Genomic DNA, 22212 nt, shown 5'->3' on the forward strand with positions numbered 1-22212 from the left:
TGGACCTTCAAACAGCAACGCGGGGTCACTTCGCGCCCATAAATCCTTCGGGTATGGGCGCGAAGTGACCCCGCGTTGGTGTGGCTAGCGGGTGACTTCCTCCAGCAGCTCCAGCACATGGCGGTACTGGGCGCCCGTGGCCCGGGTCATTCCCAGTTCGCACGTCCGGTTGCACGAGGCGTGCGCGGCAGCGCCCATGTCGGCCACCTCGGCGGCCTGTTTCGCCGTTGCCGACGCCGTCAGTTCGGGGTGCAGCATGCCCCGGTCGCCGGCGAACGCGCAGCAGCCCCAGTTTTCCGGAACCTCGACCCGCTCGGCCACGGCCCCGGCGACCGCACCGAGGGCATCGTTGAGGCCCATCCGGGTGGAGGAGCAGGTGGGGTGGAGGGCCAGTGACTCCAGCTTCCCGTGGTCGGGAAGCCGGGGCAGGATCCGCTCCGCGGCGAAGTCCACGGCGTCCACCATGCGCAAAGCACGCTGCCCGGCCGCGGGTACCTCCGACTCCACGGCCTGGCGCAGGCCCTCGGTGCAGGAGGAGGCGTCGCAGATGATGGGAAGCTCGCCGTCCCGGGTTGCCTCCCGGAGGGCGGCCAGGGTCTTCGTCCGCATCGTGTCCTGGCCGGCGGCCATGCCCTTGGAGGACCAGGGGGTGCCGCAGCACAGGCCGTCGATGCCGTCCGGAACGAGGAGGGTGAGCCCGGCCCTGGCACAGAGCTGTTCGAAGCTGTACTGCACGCCGTGTCCCTCGGCGCCCTGGCCTGCGTCGGCGGGTCCGAACATGGTTCCGACGCAGGCCGGGAAGTAGACAGCGTCGACCTCGCCCGCCGGCGTCGGACGCTTCCGCACGGGACCGCCGCCCGGCAGTTCGGCGGAATACAGCGGCACGGTGTCTGTGCCGAGCACCGCCCGCGCGGCCTTGTTGGGCGGGGCGATGGCGGCGGCCGGGAGCTTGTCGACGACCGTCAGTGCCAGCGAAGCCCCACGGGTGACGCCTTCCCAGTGCTTGGCGGCGGCGTTCCATGCACCGTTGGCGAGCGGACCGGCGTCGGCCTTCCGCAGGCGTTTCACGAGCGACCCGGTGTTGATGTCCACCGGACAGGCGGTCTGGCACATCCCGTCCACGGCGCAGGTGTCCACGGACTCGTACTCGTAGTCCTTTTCCAGTTCCTTGACCAGCGCCGCGTCCCCGGCCAGCCGGGCCGATTCGATGGCGCGCAGCGTGACGATCCGCTGCCGCGGAGTGAGCGTGATGTCCTTGCTGGGGCATACCGGCTCGCAGTAGCCGCAGGACACGCAGCGGTCCACTTCCTCGGCGACGGGCGGCACCGTCTTGATGTGCCGCAGATGCGCCAGCGGATCCTCGTCCATCAGGACGCCCGGGTTGAGCATCGCGGCCGGGTCGAAGAGCCGTTTGATGCTGCGCATGACGTCGTAGAGCTCATCGCCGTATTGCCGGCGGACGTACGGGGCCATAACGCGCCCGGTCCCGTGCTCGGCCTTCAGGGATCCGCCCTCGGCCAGGACCAGGTCCACCATGTCTTCGGTGAAGGCGCTGTAGCGGTCCAGTTCGGCCGCGGTGGCGAAGCCGTCCGTGAGCATGAAGTGGACGTTGCCGTCCTTCGCATGGCCGAAGATCACGCTGCTGCTATAGCTGTATTTGTCGAAGAGCCGGATCAGTTCCCGGCAGGTGCGGCCCAGCACCGGCACCGGCACCACAATGTCTTCCAGCAGCGCGGTGGTGCCCTGGGGACGCGCCCCGGCCACGGAGGCGTAGAGGCCCTTGCGCAACTGCCAGAGCTGCCCGCGCTCCCGGGCGTCGCCGGTGAACCGGGCGGGGGCGGCCAGCCCGAGGCCCGGGAGGATGCCCTCCCCGTGGGCCTGGAGTTCCGCCAGTTGCCCGGAACTGCCGGCGGAGTACTCCACAAGCAGGGCCGCATGGTCCCGGACCATCAGGTCCTGCACGACGGCGGGTGTTCCCTTGAGTGCCTGGCCCACCTTGAGCGACAAGGCATCCATCAGCTCAACAGTGGCGGCTCCTGTTTCGACGAGGGCGGGCAGGGCCGCGTTCGCGGCCTCAAGGTCCGGGAACACCAGCAGGCCCGCGGCCGCGTGCTGAAGCCGCGGGATGGTGCGGAAAACCGCCTCGGCCACGAAACCCAGGGTGCCTTCGCTGCCGACGATCAGGTGGGTCATGATGTCCACCGGGCTCTGGAAATCCAACAGGGAGTTCAGTCCGTAGCCCATGGTGTTTTTCATCGCAAACTGCTGCCGGATCCTGTGCACGGAGTCCGCGTTGTTCCGTACCCGATCGGCCAGCCGGGCCAGTCCTTCGTAGAGTTCCGGCTCGAGGGCCCGGAGTTTCTGGTCGGCGTCCGGCGCCCCGGTGTCGATGACTGTGCCGGAGGGCAGCACCACGGTCAGCGACTCCAGGGTGCGGTAGGTGTTGTCCACGGTGCCGCAGTTCATGCCGGAGGAGTTGTTGGCAACGACGCCGCCGATCGTGCACGCCGCCTCACTCGCCGGATCGGGGCCGAATTTCCGGCCGTAGCGGGCAAGTCTCGCGTTGAGTGCCCGAACGGTGACGCCGGGCTGGACGCGGACCCGCGCGCCGTCGTCGAGTACTTCGATGTCCCTGAAGTTGCGGCGGACGTCCACGAGCACACCGTCGGTGACCGCCTGGCCGCTCAGGCTGGTCCCGCCGGAACGGAAGGTCAGCGGGACGCCCTGGGCGGCGCTGGCGCGCAGCAGCCCGCCGACCTCGGCAGCGCTCCCGGCCGTGACAACCGCCTGCGGGATCAGCAGGAAATGCGAGGCATCATGGGCGTTTGCGTGCAGGTCGATGGCCCGGGTCTTCACCTGGGCGGGGTCGTGCACCGCCGAGCGGAGGGCTGCCAGGTCCAGGGGAGCCATCAGGGGACCATCCAGCCCAGTACCGGGGTGGACTGCAGGAAGATCAGCACGGTGATGAGCGCCAGCAGGCCCAGGCTCCAGCCGATCAGCTTGCGGAACAGGGTCCCCTCCGCGCCGTCAAGGCCCACGGCAGCGGCGGCGACAGCCAGGTTCTGCAGGGACAGCATCTTGCCCATCACACCGGCGGAGGAGTTGGAGGCGGCCATGAGCACAGGCGACAGACCGGTCTGCTCCGCCGCGGTGGCCTGCATCTGGCCGAACAGGGAGTTGGAGGACGTGTCGGAGCCGGTAAGGGCGACGCCGATCCATCCGATCAGCGGCGAGAGGATCGCGAAGAAGCCGCCCACGGAGGCCATCGCGAAGCCAAGCGTGGTCGTCTGGCCGGAGAGGTTCATCACGAACGACAGGCCCAGGACGGCGGTGACGGTGACGATCGTCCAGCGCAGCTGGACCAGGGTGTCCCGGTAGATGCGCAGGCCCTGCGAACCGGTGACCTTGTACAGCACCATGGTGAGCAGCCCGGAGAGCAGCAGCAGGGTGCCGGTCGCCTTGAGGTGGTCGAGTTTGAACTTGGTGGCCGCGACCGGTTTACCGGCCGAATCGGTGATGTCCAGGCCGGGCCAGGCGAACGTTACGCTGCCGACCTGGCTCAGCCAGGTCTTGACGAACGGGAGCTGTGCCACCGAGAACACCGCGATGATGATCAGGTAGGGAGCGATCGCCATCCAGATCTGCCGGGGTTCGGGCCGGGAGTTGTCAGTGGGCACCGTGGTTCCCGTGCCGGGCACGGCTGCGGCGGATCCGGTGCCGGTCGCAGCGGCGGCGGATCCGCCAGCACGGAGGCCGGTCGCCACGGCGACGGTGGCGTGGGCAGCCACCGGGGCGCCCTCGACGGCACCTTCGACCCCTACGATTTCCTTCGGCTGCCAGACCTTCAGCATCAGCAGCACGGCGGCCACTGTCACGACGGCGGCGACAACATCGGTGAGTTCAACGGCGAAGTAGTTGGAGGTGACAAACTGGGCCACTGCGAAGGCGACGCCGGCCACCAGGGCCACCGGCCAGGTCTGCTTCACGCCGCGCCGGCCGTCGACGATGAACACCAGCAGCAGCGGAACGATCAGGGCGATGAACGGAGTCTGGCGTCCGGCCATGGAGGACAGATCCTGCAGCGGCAGGCCCGTGACACCGTTCAGGGCGATGATGGGTGCGGCCATCGCGCCGAAAGCCACGGGAGCGGTATTGGCCAGCAACGAGACCACAGCAGATTTCAGCGGTTTCATGCCGGCAGCCATCAGCATGGCGGCGGAAATAGCCACCGGGGCACCGAATCCGGCCAGCGACTCGAGCAGGGCACCGAAACAGAAGGCGATCAGGATGGACAGGACTCTCAGGTCGTTCGAGATGGAACGGATGGTGCGCCCCAGCACTTCGAACCACGGGGTGGCCACGGTGAGCCGGTAGATCCACAGCGCGTTGACCAGAATCCACAGAATCGGGAACAGGCCGTAGAACATACCGGCCGCCGTGGCGCTCAGGGCCTGGTTTACCGGCATCTGCCAGCCGAGGATGGCCAGCACGAGCGACAGGGCCAGCCCGGCCAGGGCAGCCACGGGGGCCTTGACCTTGAAGACGCCCAGCAGGACGAAGAGCAGGACGAGGGGCAGCGCCGCGCAAAGGGCGGAAATGACTAGGGACCCGGCGATGGGGTCGAGGATCTGCTGAAACATGTGTCTCCAGATTGTGTTAGGCGTCACAACACCGTGGCGCCCTCCGATTGTCTTACAAGTACACATGATCGTCAAGATAGGCTTGTTGTCTTGTCTGGCAAGATTGGGAGTGGATCAAGAAATTCTTGGCAGGATGGGAGCTCCGGTGGCCGGGCGAATTGCAGCAGTCTCGATCGTGGACGCGGTCGCCTCGGACCTGCGGAGCCGGATCTTCGCCGGTGAACTTGGATCCGGGGATGCCCTGACGGAGTCAGAGGTGGCGTCCTCCTACGACGTGGCGCGGCCCACGGCGAAAGCCGCGATCGAGAAGCTCGTGGCCGAGGGGCTGCTGGACCGGGGTACCCACAAAACCGCCCGGGTGGTCGAACTCGGGCCTGACTCGGTGCGGGACATTTACCTGGCCCGCGCGTACCTGGAAAGCGAAGTGCTCCGCCGGCTCGCCCGCACCAGGGACGTGCCGGCAGCAGCGGTGCAGGCCAACCGCGACATCGCGGCGGTGCAGACCGGCGCTCCGCTCGACGTCGTCGAACCCGACATGCGGTTCCACACCAGCCTGATCGATGCCGTGGGCAATGAACGCATCAGCAGGATGTACCGCTCGCTCGTGGGCGAGGTACGCCTCTGCATGGTCCGGATCCAGTCCCTGCATCTGCTGGACACCGCGCTGATCCAGGCCGAACACCAGAAAATTCTCGAACTGATCGAGGCCGGCCGGGGCGAGGCAGCAGCCGAAGTCCTCGACCAACACCTGGGGCGTGCCCGGGAACGGCTGGTCGCCGCCATGGGAGGAACCCCCGGCCCGGAGGCCGAGCAGCCCTCCGGGCTGCTGCCGGAGTAACCGGCACCCGCGCACAGCAACGCGGGGTCACTTCGCGCCCATAAACCCCTCGGGAATGGGCGCGAGGTGACCCCGCGTTGTTGTTGGCTGGCGGTGTTGGTCAGCGGGCGCGCTCGACGCGCTTTTCGTCCCAGACGGGCTCGGCCGATTCGTAGACCTTGCCGTCGGAGCCGAAAATCAGGAAGCGGTCGAAAGTCCGGGCGAACCAGCGGTCGTGTGTGACGGCCAGGACCGTTCCCTCGAAGTGGTCAATGGCCCGTTCCAGCGCCTCGGCCGAGTGCAGGTCCAGGTTGTCCGTGGGCTCGTCGAGCAGCAGCAGGGTGGCGCCGGAGAGCTGCAGCAGCAGGATCTGGAACCGGGCCTGCTGCCCGCCGGAGAGCGATTCGTACTTCTGCTCCGACTGCGACGCCAGGCCGTACCCATCGAGCGCGCCGGCGGCGGCCTCACGGCCCAGCCCCGAGCGGTGTTCGTCGCCGCGGTGCAGGATTTCCAGCAGCGTCTTGCCCAGCAGATCGGGCCGGACATGGGTCTGGGCAAAGAAACCGGGCCGGATGCGGGCACCGAGTTTCACGGTGCCGTCGTGCGGGACTTCGGCGATGTCGACGTCGGACACCGGAAGGTGCTCCCGTTCCGGGTCGGTGCCCCCCGTGGCCAGCAAGCGCAGGAAGTGGCTTTTGCCGGAGCCGTTGGAGCCGAGCACGCCGACGCGGTCGCCGAACCAGACCTCGGCGGAGAAGGGCTTCATCAGTCCGGTGAGTTCCAGTTTTTCGGCCACGATGGCGCGCTTGGCGGTGCGGCCGCCCTTGAGCCGCATCTGCACGTTCTGCTCGATCGGCAGCGCCTCGGGCGGGCCGGCTTCGAGGAACTTCGCCAGGCGGGTCTGCGCGGCGTGATACCGGTTGGCCATGTCGGAGCGGAACGCGGCCTTGTTCTTGTACATGTTGACGAGTTCCTTGAGCTTCACGTGCTCCTCGTCCCAGCGCTTCCGGAGCTCCTCGAAGCGGGCGTTCCGGTCCGCGCGGGCGTCCACGTAGGAGCCGAAGCCGCCGCCGTGGATCCAGGCGCCGGCGCCGTTGATGCCCGGTTCGAGGGTCACGATGCGGCCCGCGGCATTGTTCAGCAGTTCGCGGTCGTGGCTGATGAAGAACACGGTCTTCTTCGACTCGTTGAGTTTGGCCTCAAGCCAGCGTTTGCCCGGGACGTCGAGGTAGTTGTCCGGCTCGTCCAGAAGCAGCAGCTCATCGGGGCCGGCGAAGAGCGCCTCGAGCACCAGCCGCTTCTGTTCCCCGCCGGAGAGGCTCGACGCCGGACGGTGCTGCGCGCGGTCAAAAGGCAGGCCGAGCGCGGCCATGCAGACTTCGTCCCAGACGGTCTCGACGTCGTACCCGCCGGCGTCGCCCCAGTCCACGATGGCCTGGGCGTAGGCCATCTGGGTGGGCTCGTCGTCGTGCTCCACCATGGCCAGTTCCGACTCGTCCACGGCACGGGCGGCGGTGGCGAGGGCCGGCGGCGCGGCGGAGACGAGGAGGTCCCGGACGGTGGATTCGTCCCGGACCTGGCCGACAAACTGGCGCATGATGCCCATGTTGCCGGACCGCCCGATCACGCCTTCGTCGGCGATGAGGTCGCCGGAGATGATCCGGAACAGCGTCGTCTTGCCGGTTCCGTTGGGTCCGATCAGCGCCGTTTTGCTCCCGTCCGGGACCTTAAAGGTCACGCCGTTGAGCAGTTGCGTGCCGTCGGAGAGGAAGTAATCGATATTGGAAACGTCAATATGAGCCACCCTTCCATCCTCCCACGGCCGCGGTTGCCGCCCGCCGGCGGCAGCTGTCAGCCCGCCGCGGTGAGGAACTCCTTCAGCAGCGGACCCGAGACGGTGGCGCCGAGGCCGCCTTCCTCAACGAACACGGCCACCGCGAGGTCCCCGTGCACGGCCACGATCCAGGCGTGGGTCTTGGGCGGGTTATCGCTGCCGAACTCTGCGGTTCCGGTCTTCGCCGCCACCGGGGCACCCGGGACGGAGGCGAGGAAGCCGGTGTGCCCGGAGGTGACCACGGCACGCATCATGTCCGCCAGGGCGGCGGCCTCTGCTGCGGTGACCGGGGTGCCAGGGGTCTTTACCGGGGCCGGGGCGGACGACGCCGGTGCGGAAGCTGACGCCGTGGCGCCGGATTCGGGGACGGCAGTGGCTGCCGCCTCGTCTGCTCCGGGGTTCAGCACGAGCTGCGGCGACACGGGCGCACCCTTGGCGACCGAGCCCGCCATGATGGCCGCGGCCAGCGGGGATACGAGCACTTTGCCCTGGCCGATCATTGAGGCGGCGTGTTCGGTACCCGTGGCCTCGCCCGGAACCGAGCCCAGGAACGCGCCGGCCCCGAGTGCCGGCGCTTCCACGGCGACGCCGAGCGATGTGGCGGCGGCTTCCAGCTGGGACTGGCTGACGGTGTCGCGGGCGTTGATGAACGCGGTGTTGCACGAGTGCGCGAAGGCGTCGCGCAGGGTCACGGATCCCAGCGAGGAGGCCGGGTAGCCCTCGGCGTTCTTGAAGGTCCGGCCGTCGACGGTCAGGGTGGCGGGGCACTCCACCGTGGACTCCGGGGTCATGCCGTTGCGGATCATGGCCAGGGCGTCCACGATCTTGAAGATGGAACCGGGGGCGTACTGGCCCAGCAGCGCGGTGTCGTAGCCGTTGCTGCCCGGGCCGGAGGCGGCGGCCAGGACGGCACCGCTGGAGGGCCGGAGCGCCACGATGGCCGACGCCGGGCCCACCTTCCCGAGGATGTCCTCGGCCAACTGCTGGAGGTTGGGATCCAGGGTTGTTTTCAGCGGGGTCCCGGCCTCCAGTGGCACGGTGAACAGGACGCGCCGGCCGCCGTTGGGCAGGCCCTGCCGTTGTTCCGCGGTGAGGCCTGCCGTCTGGGCGAAGACCTGGGTGCCGCTGGTGCCGCGCAGCTGGGCATCGTACTGCTGTTGCAGCCCGCCGGTGCCCGTGGTGTCCCCGGACTGGAGGGATCCGTCCGACTTTTCGATCTGCTCTGCGCTGGCCTCGCCTACGGTGCCCAGCACGGCGCGGGCAAAACCGCGGGTGGGAGCGAGCGGAACGGAGTCCGCGATGGCCCGGGCCCCTGGAATCGCGGCAATCTGACCGTCGGTGATGGTCCGGCCGTCCTCGCGCAGGGTAATGGCGGTGACGAAGGCCTCGGGACCGGCTGCCTGGACCTCTTGGGTGTAGGCCTCGGGGTCCACACCCACCAGCTCGGCGAGTTGGGTGGCTGACGCCGCCGGATCGGCGGAGGCCAGCAGGGGTTTGTCGATGCCGACGTTCACGACCGGCCGGTAGGTGACCAGCTGGGCGTCACCGGCGCCCAGGATGTCGGCCCGCGGCGGGGAATCGGAGGAGGTGCCGAGAATCTCACCCTCGGCCAGCCCGGGGACCAGGGTGGCGGGGTTCCAGGCGGCCAGCCATTTGTCGCCGGACTTCTTCAGCTCGGCCGAGGTGGTGTACTTCCACTCACCGGAGCCGATCTTCCAGCTATAACTCAGCGGGACCGCGGCGGTGTCCTTGTCGAGCGTCAGCTCGCCGCTTTCCACCACCGGCTTGACCGGGTCCAGTGCCTGGAACACCTCGTGGAGCTGCTCATTGGCCTCGCCGGAGTCCTTGCCCTCAAAGGCGACGGAGCCGACGTCGAGCGCCGCGACAGCGGAGGCAAGCTGCTTCGCCGCGTCCTGCGCGCCAGCTCTGCCGTCGTCGCAGGACACCAGCGAGGCGCCGAGAATGAGACCAACAAGGACAGCTGAAAGTTTTGATATTTTCCCCACCGCGCCATTATGCCCCGTGCCGCAGACAAGTTCCCTGTCACGGAAGGGAGCGCGACTGGGAAGCAGCGCAGCAGCACCGTCCGGGTTCAGAAGCGCCGGATGATCCTGCGCTGCGCGGCCACGGAAATCGCGGCCGTGCGGTTGTCCACCCCGAGCTTGCCGTAGATGTGCACAAGGTGGGTCTTGACCGTTGCCTCGGAGATGAACAGCTGCTTGGCGATGGCCCGGTTGCCCAGGCCGGTGGCGAGCAGCTCCAGCAGCTGGATTTCGCGTGTGGACAGGACGGGTTCGGGGTTACGGATCCGCCCCATCAGCCGGGCGGCCACCTCAGGGGCCAGCGCTGTCTGGCCGGCCGCGGCGGAGAGCACCGCCTGGCGGATCTGTTCCGGCGGCGCGTCCTTGAGCATGTAGCCGCTCGCTCCGGCTTCCACCGCGGCGAGGATATCGGCGTCGGAGTCGAAGGTGGTGAGGATCAGCACGGGCGGGGCGGGCTCGCCGGCCCCGCCTGCCTTGATCCTGCCGGTCGCCGTGACGCCGTCCATGCCGGTCCCCATCTGCAGATCCATCAGGACGACGTCGGCTGGCTCACCGAGGGCATGGAGCCGGGAGAGCTCGGCGAGGGCCGCGCCGCCGTCGGCCGCCTCCGCGGCGACGGTGATGCCCTCGAAATCGCTGAGCATGGCCCTGAGTCCGGCCCGGACCACCGGGTGGTCGTCGACCAGCAGTACGCGGATATCCTTCACGATTCTCTCCCTGCCGGGGAGTCCCCGAGCGGGAGCCGGATGGCCACCACCGTGCCTTCGCCGGGGGCGGACTCGATGTCCAGGCTGCCGGCCAGCGCCGAGACCCGTTCCTGGAGCGATTTCAGCCCGTAGCCTGAGCCGTCGGGGCGACCGGCGGGGTCCGTGACCGCCGAGGGTTCGAAGCCCGCGCCATCGTCATAGATATCCATCGCCACTTCGCTGCCCAGGAAGGACAGGGTCACGACGGCGGTGTCCGCCCTGGCGTGCACCCACACGTTCGCGAGGCTTGCCTGCGCGGCCCGCAGCAGAGTGGTGCGGTACGGGTTGGGCAGGTCCACCGGGGTTCCCTCAAGGTCGAAGCGGCAGCGCAGCTTGGCGCCGCGGGCGGCTGCCTCGGTTTCCGTCTTTTCGCAGAGCCTGCGCAGGCTGTTCACCAGCGGATCCTCCGGTGAATTTCCCGTCGGACTCTCACTTGGGCTCTCCGCCGGGCTCTCCGCCAGGACGGGAGGCTGCAGGCCGCGGACGAAGTTGCGGGCCTCGGCAAGATTGGCCGAGGCAGTCTCCTGGACCGTCCGGAGCCGGTCGCGGGCCGTGGCGGTGTCCCCGTCATCGAGGGACTTTTCCGCCGAACGGCCCATCAGCACGATGCTCGAGAAGCCCTGGGCCAGGGTGTCGTGGATTTCGCGGGCCAGCCGTGCCCGTTCGGCCAGCGTGCCGGCGTCGTGCTGGCTGCGGGCAAGTTCGGCGCGTGTGCGGCGCAGCTCCTCGGCGGCGAGACGCTGTTTTTCTGCCTCCAGATACAGCGCCCGGTACGCCAGCCCGGTGACCACGGCAAAGGCAGCCCCGAACGCCGGTCCCAGCACCATCGGCAGCTGCAGGGCGCCGCCGTCCGCGCCGGTGTTGTGGAACCAGAGCGCCACGATGACCAGCACGGTGCTCAGCGCGATCGCCGGCAGCGCCAGCCGCAGCGGCAACACGTGCAACTGCAGGAAGAAGAGCGGGAACGCCAGCCACACGAAGTCGGCGCTGGCCCAGATCAACAGCAGCCAGAGCAGGCAGACAGTCCCCAGCCACAGCTGCGAATACGGCCGGGGATCGAACCGGGACGGATCCGTGGCGTGGCGCTTCTCCAGGACGGTGCCCAGCACGTAGACGGCGGCGAGAACCAGCGCGAGGCCCAGGATGAGCCAGTCAGTGCCCTGCAGCCCCGTGCCGAGCAGCCGAACCAGGGCGACGAGCAGCAGGACGGCGAAGCCGGTATGCAGGCACACCCGCAGGACACGCAGGATCACTGCGGCATCCGGCGTGCCGGCTGTGGCGGTCCCTGCCGGGCCGCTGCGGGCCTTGTCATCCATGACTTCAGCGTAGTGCCGTGCCGGGCCGGTTCCGGTCGAAATGGCCGCCGCCGGGCCACTATCAACCTTTTGGTTGACCGGCGGGTCAACCACTCCGGCCCGCAGCCTCAACCATGCAGGCGATGCCGGCGACGCGGCGCAACGGAAGGCTTGGAACAGGCCACAACCCCTCGAAAAGGACTCCCATGTTTCTCGCTCTCCGCGACCTCCGCTTCGCCAAAGGCCGCTTCGTTCTGATGGGCGGAGTCGTCGCGCTCATCACCCTGCTGCTCGTGCTGCTTTCCGGACTTACCGCCGGGCTGGGCAACCAGTCGACGTCGGCCCTCGCCGCACTGCCCGCGGACCAGATTGTCTTCGGGGCTCCCGCCGGGGACAGTGCCAAAGCGTCGTTCACCGAGTCCGAAGTCACCCGCGGGCAATGGTCGGAGTGGGCTGCCCGGGAGGGCGTGGCGCAGGCCGAACTGCTGGGCATCAGCCAGAGCCGGTTCCAGGCGGTTGGCCCCGCTGGCACCCCGTCCGGGACGGCCAGCGTGGCAGTGTTCGGGACGGACGGCACCGGCCTGGCTCCAGCCCCTTTGGCCGAGGGAACGGTTGTGGTCGGCAGCAGCCTCGCCGAGGAACTCGAACTGCGGGCCGGCAGCCTCGCCACCGTGGGCGGAACCGAACTGACCGTCTCCGCCGTCGTCCCCGACCAGTGGTACTCACATACGGGCGTTGTCTGGACCACCCTCGCCGACTGGCGAACGCTGGCCCACATCACCGGCACTGGAGCCGCCGCGACCGTCATCGCCGTCACCTCCGAGGACGGGCAGACGCTCGACGCCGATGCCGCCAACGCGGCAGCCGGGACCGTCAGCACCACCCGGGACGGATCGTTCCAGGCCCTGGGATCCTACAAAAGCGAAAATGGCTCCCTGCTGCTAATGCAGGCCTTCCTGTACGGAATCTCGGCCCTGGTCATCGTGGCATTCCTGACGGTGTGGACGGTGCAGCGCACCCGGGATATCGCGGTCCTCAAGGCCCTCGGCGGATCCTCCGGCTACGTCCTCAAGGACGCCATGGTCCAGGCGGCGATCGTGCTCCTCGCCGGGGCCGCGACCGGGGGTGCTGCCGGTTTGGCCGGCGGAGTCCTTGCCGCCGGGGCTGCCCCGTTCCTGCTGACCCCGCAGACCATCCTGCTGCCGGTAGCGGGCATCGTGGTGCTCGGACTGGCCGGCGCAGCCCTGGCGGTCCGCAGCATCACCCGGGTGGATCCGCTCCTGGCCCTCGGCGGCAACTAGCCCCGTACTGCACCCGGACCTGGAACATTCACTGAAAGGCATACACCGTGAACACCGCCCTGAACCTCGTCAACCTCACCCTGGAATACCCCGACGGCGACGGCACCCTCAAAGCGCTCGACAACGTCAACCTCAAGCTCGCCGCGGGGGAATTCCTGTCCCTTGTGGGACCCTCCGGGTCGGGCAAATCGTCCCTGCTGGCCGTCGCCGCCACCCTGGTGAGGCCCACCGCAGGTCTCGTCGTGATCGGCGGAATCGACGTCGGTGGACTGTCCGAGGCGGGGCGCACATCGCTGCGCCGGGACCGGATCGGCATCATCTTCCAGCAGCCGAACCTGCTGCCGTCCCTGACCGCTCTGGAGCAGTTGGTGATCAGGGATCACCTGCGTGGCAAGCCGGCCAGGGAGGCCACGCACCGCGCCGCCGCACTCCTGGACCTTGTTGGCCTGGGCCCGGCAGCCAGGAAGTGGCCCCACCAGCTCTCCGGAGGCCAGCGGCAGCGGGTCAACATTGCCCGTGCCCTGATGGGGGACCCCGCCGTGCTGCTGGTGGATGAACCTACAGCCGCCCTGGACCATGACCGCAGCGAGGCGATCGTACGGCTGCTGCGCCGGGTCACGGACGAGTTCGGGGTGGCGACGGTGATGGTCACCCACGACACCGGTTTCGTCCCGCTGACGGACACGGTCGCGAGCATGCGCGACGGCTCGCTCTCCGCCCTGCAGCCGGTCAGTCGTGCCCTGGCCTGAGGCCCGGGCCCCGGGCACGGTGGACGCCCTAAAGCCGGAGGGACGGCACCGCAAGGCCGAATATGTCCTTCAGGGCATATTTGGCGGCGTGGAATCCCGGCATTCCGGTGACGCCCGGCCCCGGCGGCGTGGAGGAGGAACAGAGGTACACGCCGCGCAGCGGGGTGCGCCAGGGGACCGGGCCCAGGACGGGCCGCCGGATGAGCCCACGGAGGTCCATCAGACCCGCGCTGAAGTCCCCGCCGACGTAGTTCTCGTTGTACACGCCCAGTTCGGCCGCCGTCGTAACGTGATGGCCGAGGACAAGGTCGCGGAATCCGGGCGCGAAGCGCTCCAGCTGTGCCGTCACGGCCTCCGCCATGTCCACGGTGGAACCGGCCGGCACGTGGCAGTAGCTCCACAGGATATGCCGGCCCTCGGGTGCTCGTCCGGCGTCGAAGCCCGAAGGCTGGGAGACCAGGACATAGGGCCGTTCCGGATGCCGCCCCGCCGCGACGAGGTTTTCCGCCTCGGCCATCTCCGCTCGGGTGCCACCCACGTGGACCGTTCCGGCGTCGGCCAGTCCGGGCGCCGCCCACGGGACCGGCCCGGAAAGGATGAAATCCACCTTGCAGGCCGCGTTTCCGAACCGGTACGCCTCCAGGGCGCGGCGGTACCGACCCGGGAGCCTGCCTTCCGCCAGTCGCAGCAATCCGGGCGGCGCCACGTCCAGTAGTGTGGCGCGGACCGGGGGGAGCTCCGCCAGGGATCCGATCCGTGCCCCGGTTTCCACCGCCCCGCCGTGCGCTTCAATGTCTGCCACCATGGCCTGCGCGATTGCCGCGGAACCGCCCACCGGGACCGGCCAGCCGACCGTGTGCGCCAGGGTCCCCAGCATGAGGCCCGCCCCGGCCGGAGCGGGCGAAGGGAGTTGCCCCACCGCGTGCGCGGCGACCCCGGTCAGCAGCGCCGGCGCCAGCTCCTCCCGGAACCTCAGCCCCCACAGCGGCGAGCCCTGCTCCAGGACCCTTGCACCGAAGAGGGCAGCCGCCACCGGGTCGCGTGGGATCCGCAGGAGCTGGTTCAGCGTCAGGTCGGTGATGCCGTCGGCGCGCTCCACGAGCGGGGCCATCAGTCTTCCAAAGGCGGCGCCATCGCGCCCCAGGCCGGCAATCGTGCGCTCGAGTGAGCGGTACGCCAGCGCCGCCCGGCCGCCGTCGAGCGGTGTGCCGTAGGAGACTTCGGGAACCTCGAGCCGGATCCGCCGGGACAGCTCGAATTGCCGGAAAAATGGCGAGGCGAGGGCCATCGGGTGCACCGCCGAGCAGACATCATGAAAGTGGCCGGGTTCCATGAGTTCCGCAGTGCGCAGCCCGCCGCCCGGGGTGGGCGCAGCCTCGTAGACGTGCACCTTCAGCCCGGCGCGGGCGAGAGTCACCGCCGCGGCGAGCCCGTTCGGTCCTGATCCGACGACGGCGACATCAGGCATTTGCGGGCTCCTTCCGCCAGGGCAGCACGGACGCCGCGGGGCGCAACAGGTCCACCCGCAGCCGGTCCGGGACGCCTTCGAACGGCCCGCCTTGCGGATCATCCGTCCCGTTCCGGCGGATCACATCATGCCTGGGATCCCAAATTTCCCAGGCCACCCGCATCATCAGGTAGCCGGTGGCGATCATGTGGAAGACCACGGCGAGGACATAGTAGGGCATATCAATATTGTGCTGGGAAACGCCGCCGCTCGTCACCTGCCCCAGGTACATCCAGACGGCCGCCCAATGCAGAACCTCGAAGGTCTGCCAGATCAGGAAGTCGCGCCACCGCGGCCGGGCCAGGGCAAGCAGCGGGATAAGCCAGATGACGAACTGGGGGGAGTAGACCTTGTTGGTCAGGATGAACGCGGCAACGATCAGGAACACGAGCTGAGCGAGCCGGGGCCTCCGGGGCGCGGCCAGTGCCAGCACCCCGATCAGCACACAGGCGAGCACAAAGAGGTTCAAGGCGAGGGTGTTGATTGACTCGGGCTGCAGGGGGAGCCAGCCCAGCCGGCCGGCCACGAGGTTGTACGCAAACCAGGGCGAGCTGTAACCGGCAGGCCGGTCCTCGGTGAACTGGTAGAAGTATTTCCAGCCTTCGGGGTTGACGGCTGCGACCGGGACGTTGACGGCCAGCCACGCGGCGGCGGCGGCGCCGGCGGTCACCAGGATCGCCCGGATCCTCCCGGTGCGCAGGGCCAGGAGCAGGACCGCACCAAGGATCAGTACCGGGTAGAGCTTGGTTGCGGTACCCAGCCCGATGAAGATCCCGGCGAGCACGAGTTTGTTCCGGGAGAAGCAGTACATGCCGAGGGCCAGCAGCCCAACCGCCCACATGTCCCAGTTGATGGTGCCGGCCAGGATGATGCCGGGGGCCACCGCCACCATGGCCGCGTCCCACGGCCGACGTCGGGCCATCCGTGCCGTGGCGAGCACCGTGACGATCCAGACGGCCAGGATCAGGGCGGCATTGATGTCGAAGTACGCCAGGATGCGGCCGGCCGAGACGCCCTCGCCGGGGACCAGCAGGGCCGTGGCGCCGGCGATGAAGCCCATAAGCACGGGGTATTCGAAGAACGTCCCCTGCGTGATGAAGGGGAAGGCGCCGTCTCCGAGGCCGCGGTTCTTGAACAGTTCCGGAAAGTCCGAATAGCAGGTCGCATAGAACTGCCCCGGGGTTTCCCAACCGTTGTTGCGGCAGTAAGACTTGAGCAGGATGCCGGTCACGGCCGCCAGCACGGTGAGCAGGATCAGGACGCGTTCCACGGTGAAAAATCCGGGGGAGACAATGCCGGGGGCAGAGCGGCGGCCCATGGGTCCACCGACCAGTTCCGTGAAATTCCTCAGCAGGGGGTCGCTGCGGCTCGGGATGACCAGTCGGACACGTCTGCGGTGTTCCGGCGGCTTTGTCTCCTGCATGTCCCCGAGCTTACCGGGGCGGCTGCAGGTGCCCGTGCTGCGCCGGGCGGGTGGTTAGAGGGTGCTGAAAACGGGAGCTTAAAAGGAAGAGCCCACGCGTCGCCGCGTGGGCTCCCTGCGGATCAGTTCCGAGGTCAGTCATCAGTTCCTCCTTCGATGGCCTGGCCCTGCCTCAGCGGATGAGGCCCATCTGGTGCATAACAACGTAGACGTCTTCACGCTTCTGGTCGAGGAGTTGTCCGTTGAACAGCGTCGTGTGCCTTGGGGCGGGTTTGAGGGCCCGGCGCAGGATTCTCTGGAGTTTCTGCTTCATGGTGATCACCTCCCGCCGCCGGCTCGTGCTGCGTGGTCGGGCTGTGGTTGCTGTGCTGGCAATTGTCACGATGGACCTTTCATTGGTACAGCTGGAAATGGGAGGTAATTGGGCATGCCAATTAGGGCCTCTGTGAATTGAGGAAGAAAAAGCCGAATTTGGGCATACGAATAACAAGCATTAATGCAGCGGTTTCGCAAAAGCGACTGGAGGCCCCTGCACGCGGAATGCTGCAACCCCAACAGGAAGCTGGGTTCCGAACTTTGGGGATGCTGCGTAACCGCGCGGGTCCGCCTGGGTCAGTCCGCTGTCACGGTGCACCCGGGAAGGGGAGCGCCGGTATTGCCCAGGCTCCGGGTCCTAGGTCAGAAAACTGTCCGCGGGCGGAAGGGTCAGGAGGCAGTCGGGCCGAAATTTGGGCGCGGTTCAGCGTCAGAGGCCGGGGTGGCGGTGATGGAGTACATCCATCCGCTAGTCAAAGTAATCATTTCTCCCAACCTCCTTTTCCGTTATGCCGTGGCTCCGGCTGACTGGCCGGGCGACGCGCGCCTCGACCCCGGCAGGACGCTCTGGGGTCAGAAATAAAAATACACCATGAATGCAGAACTTGAATACCGCATTCATAAACTTCCTTGAAGTTATTTGATAAACCGTATTTACAGGCCCCAGCGGACCACTGCCGGGGTCTTCTTGTCCCAGCCGAGCGTGCAGACTTTCGCGGTTCCCAGGATGAAGTGCCGGCCCTCATGGGGATCGAGTCCCAGCCACCGGGCGGTGAGGATCCGGGAGAAGTGTCCATGGGCCACGATCAGCACGTTGTCCAGGCCGGATTCCAGCACCCGCGCCACGATCTTGTCCGCCCGCGCGGCGACGTCATCGAGGGCTTCGCCGTTCGGCACGCCGTGGGTCCAGATCAGGTATTCCGGGTTGTCCTTGCGGATGAGGTCTGAGCTGATGCCCTCGTAGTCGCCGTAGTCCCACTCGACCGCGAGCGGCTCCAGCTGGGCGTCGGGGAAGCCGGCGAGTTCCGCGGTGCGGCGGGCCCGCCGCAGCGGGGACGTCAGCACCAGGTCAAAGTCGACGGTGTCGAGCACCTTGCGTGCCTCCACGGACTGCTGCTCACCCTCCACGGTGAGCGGGAGGTCGGTAAGCCCGGTGTACTGGCCGCTCTTGGACCACTCCGTTTCGCCGTGCCGCAGGATCCACAGCTGCGGGCGGGGGCCGTTGGAAGGTGCAATCACTTAGGACTCCTCGGTTGAGAGTGAGACGGCGGACTCGGGCTGGGCAGCCCACCATTCGTGCAGTTTGGCCTCGGCGACGGCGGGATCCAGCGGGCCGTGCTCCATCCGTTCCTCCAGCAGGAATTTGTAGGCTCGCCCGACGACCGGGCCGGGCTTGAGTCCCAGGAGTTCCATGATCCGACCACCGTCGAGGTCTGGGCGGACGGCCTCCAGCGATTCCTGTTCCCGCAGGGCCGCGATCCGGGCCTCGAGATCGTCGTAGGCGAAGGCCAGCCGCTCGGCCTTGCGCTGGTTGCGGGTGGTCACGTCAGAGCGGGTCAGCCGGTGCAGCCGCTCCAGCAGCGGACCCGCGTCGGTGACATAGCGGCGGACAGCCGAATCGCTCCAGCCGGCATCGCCGTAGCCGTAGAAGCGCATGTGCAGCTCCACCAGCTTCGCCACGGCCTTGATCGTGTCGTTGTCGAAGCGCAGCGCCTTCATCCGCTTTGAGGTCAGTTTCGACCCGACCATGTCGTGGTGCCGGAAGCTCACCGCGCCGCCCGGCTCGAAACGGCGCGTGGCCGGCTTCCCGACGTCGTGCATCAAGGCTGCGAACCGGAGCACAAAGTCCGGACCGGGCACGGCGCCGTCCGCATCCGTTTCGAGCGCGGCGGCCTGCTCCAGGACCTGGAGCGAGTGCTGGTACACGTCCTTGTGCCGGTGGTGCTCATCGGACTCCAGCCGCAGGGCGGAAACCTCGGGCAGCACGAAGTCAGCGAGTCCCGTGTCCACGAGCAGGTCCACCCCGGCCCGGGGGTGTGCCGCGCAGATGAGCTTGACCAGCTCCTCGCGGACACGTTCCGCGGAGATCATGGTGATCCGTTCCGCCATCCGGGACATCGCGGCGCGGACGTCCTCGTGCACCGTGATCCCCAGCTGGGCGGCGAAGCGGGCGGCGCGCATCATGCGCAGCGGGTCGTCGGAGAAGGAGGATTCCGGGGCGCCCGGAGTGGCAAGGATGGAAGCGTGGAGGTCGCGGACTCCGCCGAAAGGATCCACGAGGTCCAGCGCGGGCAGGCGCAGCGCCATGGCGTTGATCGTGAAGTCCCGGCGCAGCAGGTCATCCGTCAGCGACTTTCCGAACGCGACCACGGGTTTACGGGAGTCGGGATCGTACGCCTCGGCGCGGTAGGTGGTGATTTCGATCTGGAAGCCGGCCTTGCGCATCCCGATGGTGCCAAAGGCGCGCCCGATTTCCCAGTAGTTGTCAGCCCACCTCCGGATCAGGGCGACCGTCTGGTCCGGTGTGGCGTCGGTGGTGAAGTCCAGGTCGGGGGACACCCGGCCCAGGAACAGGTCGCGTACGGGTCCGCCCACCAGGGAGAGTTCGTGGCCGGCGTCGACAAACCGCTGCCCGAGCTCCAGAACGACAGGGTCTACCTGGAAATCAACGGTGTGCGAGTCAGTCTTGTGATGTGCGTGCGCCATAGTTTCTTAAGCTTGTCAGAAATCCCGGCCAGCACCACACTGAATGCTCCCCAAGTCCGGCCGCTGGCACCGAAACCGGGGAGGGAACGGGCGATCCACTTTCCCGGCCGTCCACTTTCCTGCCATGTTTAGGTCATCAAGTGCGGACAAGAGTCGTTAGAGTGGACTTCATGGCCCATCCCGTACCGAGCGCTCCCGGCAGGAGGACAAACGCACCGTTGCCGTCGGCAATCGGTGCCAATGTCGCGCCGGTGCAGCATTCCGGACAGGCTTCCCTCCCCACCGTGGAGGAAATCTCCGCCGGCGGCGTTGTGGTGGATACTTCCGACGCCGAACTCCGGGTTGCGATTATTGCCCGCCTTAATCGCGGCGGGCGGCTGGAATGGTGCCTGCCCAAGGGCCATCCGGAAGGCAAGGAAAGCAACGAGGAAGCCGCCGTGCGTGAGATCGCGGAGGAAACCGGCATCGAGGGCAAGATCCTCGCTCCGCTGGGGAGCATCGACTACTGGTTCACGGTCAGCGGGCACCGCGTCCACAAGACCGTCCACCACTACCTGCTGCAGGCCACGGGCGGGGAACTGACGATCGAGAATGATCCGGACAAGGAGGCCGTGGACGTCGCCTGGGTTCCCATCCATGAGCTGGCCCGGAAGCTCTCCTTCCCGAATGAGCGCCGCATCGCCGACCTCGCCAAGGAAGTTCTGCCGGAACACCGCTAGGGCCACAGAATCCCCTTTATAGGTCGCGGATAGCGCCTAAAGCCGTGCCCGGGTGAGACGATGAAGACGATGTCATCAGCCAAACCCACCCCCGCGCACTCCGGCCCCGCCGATTCCGCAGCCGTCCAGTCCGGAGAAGTCCGTTCCAGCGCCATCATGGCCGCCGGAACGCTGGTCTCGCGTTTCCTGGGCTTCGCCAAGACCTGGATGCTGGCGGCCGCCCTCGGTCTGGGCTCCACGGTCAACGACACGTTCATCAATGCGAACAACCTGCCGAACCTGATCTTCCTGCTGGTGGCGGGCGGCGTCTTCAATGCCGTGCTGGTGCCGCAGATCATCAAGGCCAGCAAGGCTCCGGACAAGGGTGCGGACTACATCAGCCGGCTGCTGACGCTGGCTGTGCTGGTGCTGCTGGCACTCACGCTGGCAGTGACGCTGCTGGCACCGTGGGTCATCCAACTGACAACGCAGGGCTACTCGCCGGGGCAGAAGGCCCTCGCGGTGTCCTTCGCGTTCTGGTGCCTTCCCCAGATCTTCTTCTACGGTCTGTACGCCCTGCTGACCCAGGTGCTCAACGCCCACGGCGCGTTCGGGCCCGCGATGTGGGCGCCGATCCTGAACAATATTGTCGCGATCGCGGGCCTCGGCATGTTCATCTGGACCTTCGGCGCCAATGTGGCCAACCCCCACACCCTGGACACCTGGGACTCCACCCAGACGTTCCTGGTCGCCGGTTTCTCCACCATCGGCGTGATCGCCCAGACCGCCATCCTGCTGGTCCCGGTGTTCCGGCTCCGGCTCGGGCTGCGGCCGCGTTTCGGCTGGCGCGGGGTCGGACTGGGCCAGGCCGCCAGGCTGAGCGTCTGGACCCTGGCGACGGCCGCCGTCGGCCAGTTGGCGTTCCTCTATGTCATGCGCATCGCCACGATCCCGGGCGCGGAACGGCTGCGGCTGGAGCAGGCGGGGGACCCGGCCGCCGACACGCTGCCGGGCAACGCCGTGCTGGAAGTGGCGAGCCAGCTGTACCTGCTCCCGCACTCGATCATTGCGCTGTCGCTGGCCACCGTGCTGTTCAACCGGATGACCCGGGCCTCGCAGGATGGGGACCACGCCGCGCTGCGCAACGCGCTTTCCCACGGGCTCCGGACCATGGCCGTGGCCACGGTGTTCGGTGCCTTGGCCCTGTTCGCGCTGGCCGGACCGCTGGGCATGTTCTTCTCCGGCGGGGTGCCCCAGGACGGCGTTATGCTCGCTCAGACGCTGACCATCCTGGCTCTCAGCACACCGTTTATGAGCGCCAACTTCATGATGTCCCGTGTGTTCTACGCCAATGAGGACGCCCGGACGCCGTTCTTCATCCAGCTGGTGCTGGCCCTCGTGAACGTGGTTGCCGCCTTCTCGATCCAGTTCCTGCCGTTCGATCAGATCATCTTCGCCATCGCCGTCCTCTACACCGGCGGCAATATCCTGTCCGTGCTCGTCAGCGCGATTTTCCTGCGCCGGCTGCTGGGACATTTGGACGGCCCGCGGATCGCCAACGCCTATATCCGGATGGGGTATGCCGCCCTGGGTTCCGCCCTGGCCGGCGCCGTGGCTCTGTGGCTGCTGGGCAGCTACAACCGGGATGGCTTCGCCTGGAGCACCCCTGCCGCGGCGCTGGTGACGATCGTCGTCGTCGGGCCCGTTATGCTGGCGGCCTACCTGCTGCTGCTGAAGCTCTTCCGGGTGACCGAACTGAACGACCTGCTGCAGCCGCTGCTGGGGCGCCTGCGCCGCCGGTCGGCTGCGGAGCCCAGCGCAGACCTGCCGGACGGCGACGCGGCAGGGCGGACGAGGCCGGAACGTGCCACTGTCTCGGTGGATACCGGGCTCATTCCAAGGATCTCCGGGGAATTCGATGCCGCGTCCTTCCGCGCGGGTCCTGACCTGGACGAACAGGATGAACGGGCCGGACGCGCCGGGCCGGAAGGCGGCTACCTGCCCGCCGAGGACCTGCCCAGCACCGCGGAAGGCGGCCTGGACGGCGATGTGCCACTGCCCGGGCGCAGGACCTACCAGGGCCCCGCTGGGCGAAACCCCTATTTCCCGTTCGGCGGCAAGAAGAAAAAATAGTAAACG

At 67.9% G+C, this 22212-nt stretch carries 16 protein-coding genes; 5 read left to right on the forward strand and 11 right to left on the reverse strand.

Annotation, left to right across the window (positions count from 1 at the left end):
- Positions 1 to 84 precede the first annotated feature (84 nt).
- Together ABIB29_RS07290 and ABIB29_RS07295 are read right to left on the reverse strand one after the other, a co-directional pair.
- Entirely contained in the window at positions 85 to 2910 is a 2826-nt protein-coding gene (locus ABIB29_RS07290; RefSeq protein WP_354171412.1) for an FAD-binding and (Fe-S)-binding domain-containing protein, read from the reverse strand.
- Positions 2910 to 4640: an L-lactate permease gene (locus ABIB29_RS07295; RefSeq protein ID WP_354171414.1), complete on the reverse strand. Its 1731-nt coding sequence runs from the start codon at positions 4638 to 4640 to the stop codon at positions 2910 to 2912. The genes ABIB29_RS07290 and ABIB29_RS07295 overlap by 1 nt, the downstream gene beginning before the upstream one ends.
- Positions 4641 to 4785: 145 nt before the next feature.
- Between ABIB29_RS07295 and ABIB29_RS07300 the strand changes: the two genes are divergently transcribed.
- Positions 4786 to 5478, forward strand: coding sequence for a GntR family transcriptional regulator (locus tag ABIB29_RS07300; RefSeq protein ID WP_354171415.1), 693 nt, complete (start codon positions 4786 to 4788; stop codon positions 5476 to 5478).
- Positions 5479 to 5578: 100 nt separating this feature from the next.
- Here the strand turns inward: ABIB29_RS07300 and ABIB29_RS07305 are convergent, their stop codons facing one another.
- The 4 genes from ABIB29_RS07305 to ABIB29_RS07320 all read right to left on the reverse strand — a co-directional run bounded on the left by ABIB29_RS07305 (position 5579) and on the right by ABIB29_RS07320 (position 11395).
- Positions 5579 to 7261 (reverse strand): ABC-F family ATP-binding cassette domain-containing protein, encoded by a 1683-nt coding sequence (locus ABIB29_RS07305; protein WP_354171417.1) that lies wholly within the window; start codon positions 7259 to 7261, stop codon positions 5579 to 5581.
- Positions 7262 to 7308: 47 nt separating this feature from the next.
- The gene (locus ABIB29_RS07310; protein WP_354171419.1) at positions 7309 to 9297 is read right to left on the reverse strand and encodes a penicillin-binding transpeptidase domain-containing protein; all 1989 of its coding nucleotides are present in this window, start codon (positions 9295 to 9297) and stop codon (positions 7309 to 7311) included.
- Between the two features lie 86 nt (positions 9298 to 9383).
- Positions 9384 to 10040 (reverse strand): response regulator, encoded by a 657-nt coding sequence (locus tag ABIB29_RS07315; RefSeq protein ID WP_354171420.1) that lies wholly within the window; start codon positions 10038 to 10040, stop codon positions 9384 to 9386.
- Positions 10037 to 11395 carry a sensor histidine kinase gene (locus ABIB29_RS07320; RefSeq protein WP_354171422.1) on the reverse strand — a complete coding sequence of 453 codons (1359 nt, stop codon included), beginning with the start codon at positions 11393 to 11395 and terminating at the stop codon, positions 10037 to 10039. The genes ABIB29_RS07315 and ABIB29_RS07320 overlap by 4 nt, the downstream gene beginning before the upstream one ends.
- A gap of 185 nt (positions 11396 to 11580) precedes the next feature.
- Here ABIB29_RS07320 and ABIB29_RS07325 point away from each other — a divergent pair, with 185 nt between their 5' ends.
- Complete coding sequence (locus ABIB29_RS07325; protein ID WP_354171423.1) at positions 11581 to 12675, forward strand: ABC transporter permease; 1095 nt, start codon at positions 11581 to 11583, stop codon at positions 12673 to 12675.
- 47 nt (positions 12676 to 12722) lie between these two features.
- On the forward strand, positions 12723 to 13424 hold the full coding sequence (locus ABIB29_RS07330; protein WP_354171424.1) for an ABC transporter ATP-binding protein: 702 nt from the start codon (positions 12723 to 12725) through the stop codon (positions 13422 to 13424).
- Positions 13425 to 13452: 28 nt separating this feature from the next.
- Here ABIB29_RS07330 and ABIB29_RS07335 read toward each other — a convergent pair whose 3' ends face one another.
- The 5 genes from ABIB29_RS07335 to ABIB29_RS07355 all read right to left on the reverse strand — a co-directional run bounded on the left by ABIB29_RS07335 (position 13453) and on the right by ABIB29_RS07355 (position 19375).
- Entirely contained in the window at positions 13453 to 14892 is a 1440-nt protein-coding gene (locus tag ABIB29_RS07335) for a phytoene desaturase family protein (protein WP_354171426.1), read from the reverse strand.
- Positions 14885 to 16354, reverse strand: coding sequence for a glycosyltransferase family 87 protein (locus ABIB29_RS07340; protein ID WP_354171428.1), 1470 nt, complete (start codon positions 16352 to 16354; stop codon positions 14885 to 14887). Before ABIB29_RS07340 ends, ABIB29_RS07335 begins: the two co-directional genes overlap by 8 nt.
- Positions 16355 to 16526: 172 nt before the next feature.
- A complete protein-coding gene (locus ABIB29_RS07345; RefSeq protein ID WP_354171430.1) occupies positions 16527 to 16667 on the reverse strand; it encodes a hypothetical protein in 141 nt (46 codons plus the stop codon).
- Positions 16668 to 17323: 656 nt separating this feature from the next.
- The gene (locus ABIB29_RS07350; RefSeq protein WP_354171432.1) at positions 17324 to 17908 is read right to left on the reverse strand and encodes a histidine phosphatase family protein; all 585 of its coding nucleotides are present in this window, start codon (positions 17906 to 17908) and stop codon (positions 17324 to 17326) included.
- On the reverse strand, positions 17909 to 19375 hold the full coding sequence (locus ABIB29_RS07355) for a CCA tRNA nucleotidyltransferase (RefSeq protein WP_354171434.1): 1467 nt from the start codon (positions 19373 to 19375) through the stop codon (positions 17909 to 17911).
- Between the two features lie 170 nt (positions 19376 to 19545).
- Between ABIB29_RS07355 and ABIB29_RS07360 the strand changes: the two genes are divergently transcribed.
- Positions 19546 to 20094, forward strand: coding sequence for an NUDIX hydrolase (locus tag ABIB29_RS07360; RefSeq protein ID WP_442784527.1), 549 nt, complete (start codon positions 19546 to 19548; stop codon positions 20092 to 20094).
- Positions 20095 to 20163: 69 nt separating this feature from the next.
- Positions 20164 to 22206, forward strand: a complete 2043-nt coding sequence (gene murJ / locus ABIB29_RS07365) for a murein biosynthesis integral membrane protein MurJ (RefSeq protein ID WP_502915573.1) — start codon at positions 20164 to 20166, stop codon at positions 22204 to 22206.
- The last annotated feature ends 6 nt before the right edge of the window (positions 22207 to 22212 follow it).

It is taken from the genome of Arthrobacter sp. UYEF36, assembly GCF_040547025.1.
Lineage (GTDB): Bacteria > Actinomycetota > Actinomycetes > Actinomycetales > Micrococcaceae > Arthrobacter.

What these genes read in the sequence shown, in the direction of transcription:
- ABIB29_RS07290 (WP_354171412.1), bottom strand. Translation starts at nt 2,910, where the DNA reads ATGGCTCCCCTGGACCTGGCAGCCCTCCGCTCGGCGGTGCACGACCCC.
- ABIB29_RS07295 (WP_354171414.1), bottom strand. Translation starts at nt 4,640, where the DNA reads ATGTTTCAGCAGATCCTCGACCCCATCGCCGGGTCCCTAGTCATTTCC.
- ABIB29_RS07320 (WP_354171422.1), bottom strand. Translation starts at nt 11,395, where the DNA reads ATGGATGACAAGGCCCGCAGCGGCCCGGCAGGGACCGCCACAGCCGGC.
- ABIB29_RS07325 (WP_354171423.1), top strand. Translation starts at nt 11,581, where the DNA reads ATGTTTCTCGCTCTCCGCGACCTCCGCTTCGCCAAAGGCCGCTTCGTT.
- ABIB29_RS07335 (WP_354171426.1), bottom strand. Translation starts at nt 14,892, where the DNA reads ATGCCTGATGTCGCCGTCGTCGGATCAGGACCGAACGGGCTCGCCGCG.
- ABIB29_RS07340 (WP_354171428.1), bottom strand. Translation starts at nt 16,354, where the DNA reads ATGCAGGAGACAAAGCCGCCGGAACACCGCAGACGTGTCCGACTGGTC.
- ABIB29_RS07345 (WP_354171430.1), bottom strand. Translation starts at nt 16,667, where the DNA reads ATGAAGCAGAAACTCCAGAGAATCCTGCGCCGGGCCCTCAAACCCGCC.
- ABIB29_RS07355 (WP_354171434.1), bottom strand. Translation starts at nt 19,375, where the DNA reads ATGGCGCACGCACATCACAAGACTGACTCGCACACCGTTGATTTCCAG.
- ABIB29_RS07360 (WP_442784527.1), top strand. Translation starts at nt 19,546, where the DNA reads ATGGCCCATCCCGTACCGAGCGCTCCCGGCAGGAGGACAAACGCACCG.
- murJ (WP_502915573.1), top strand. Translation starts at nt 20,164, where the DNA reads ATGTCATCAGCCAAACCCACCCCCGCGCACTCCGGCCCCGCCGATTCC.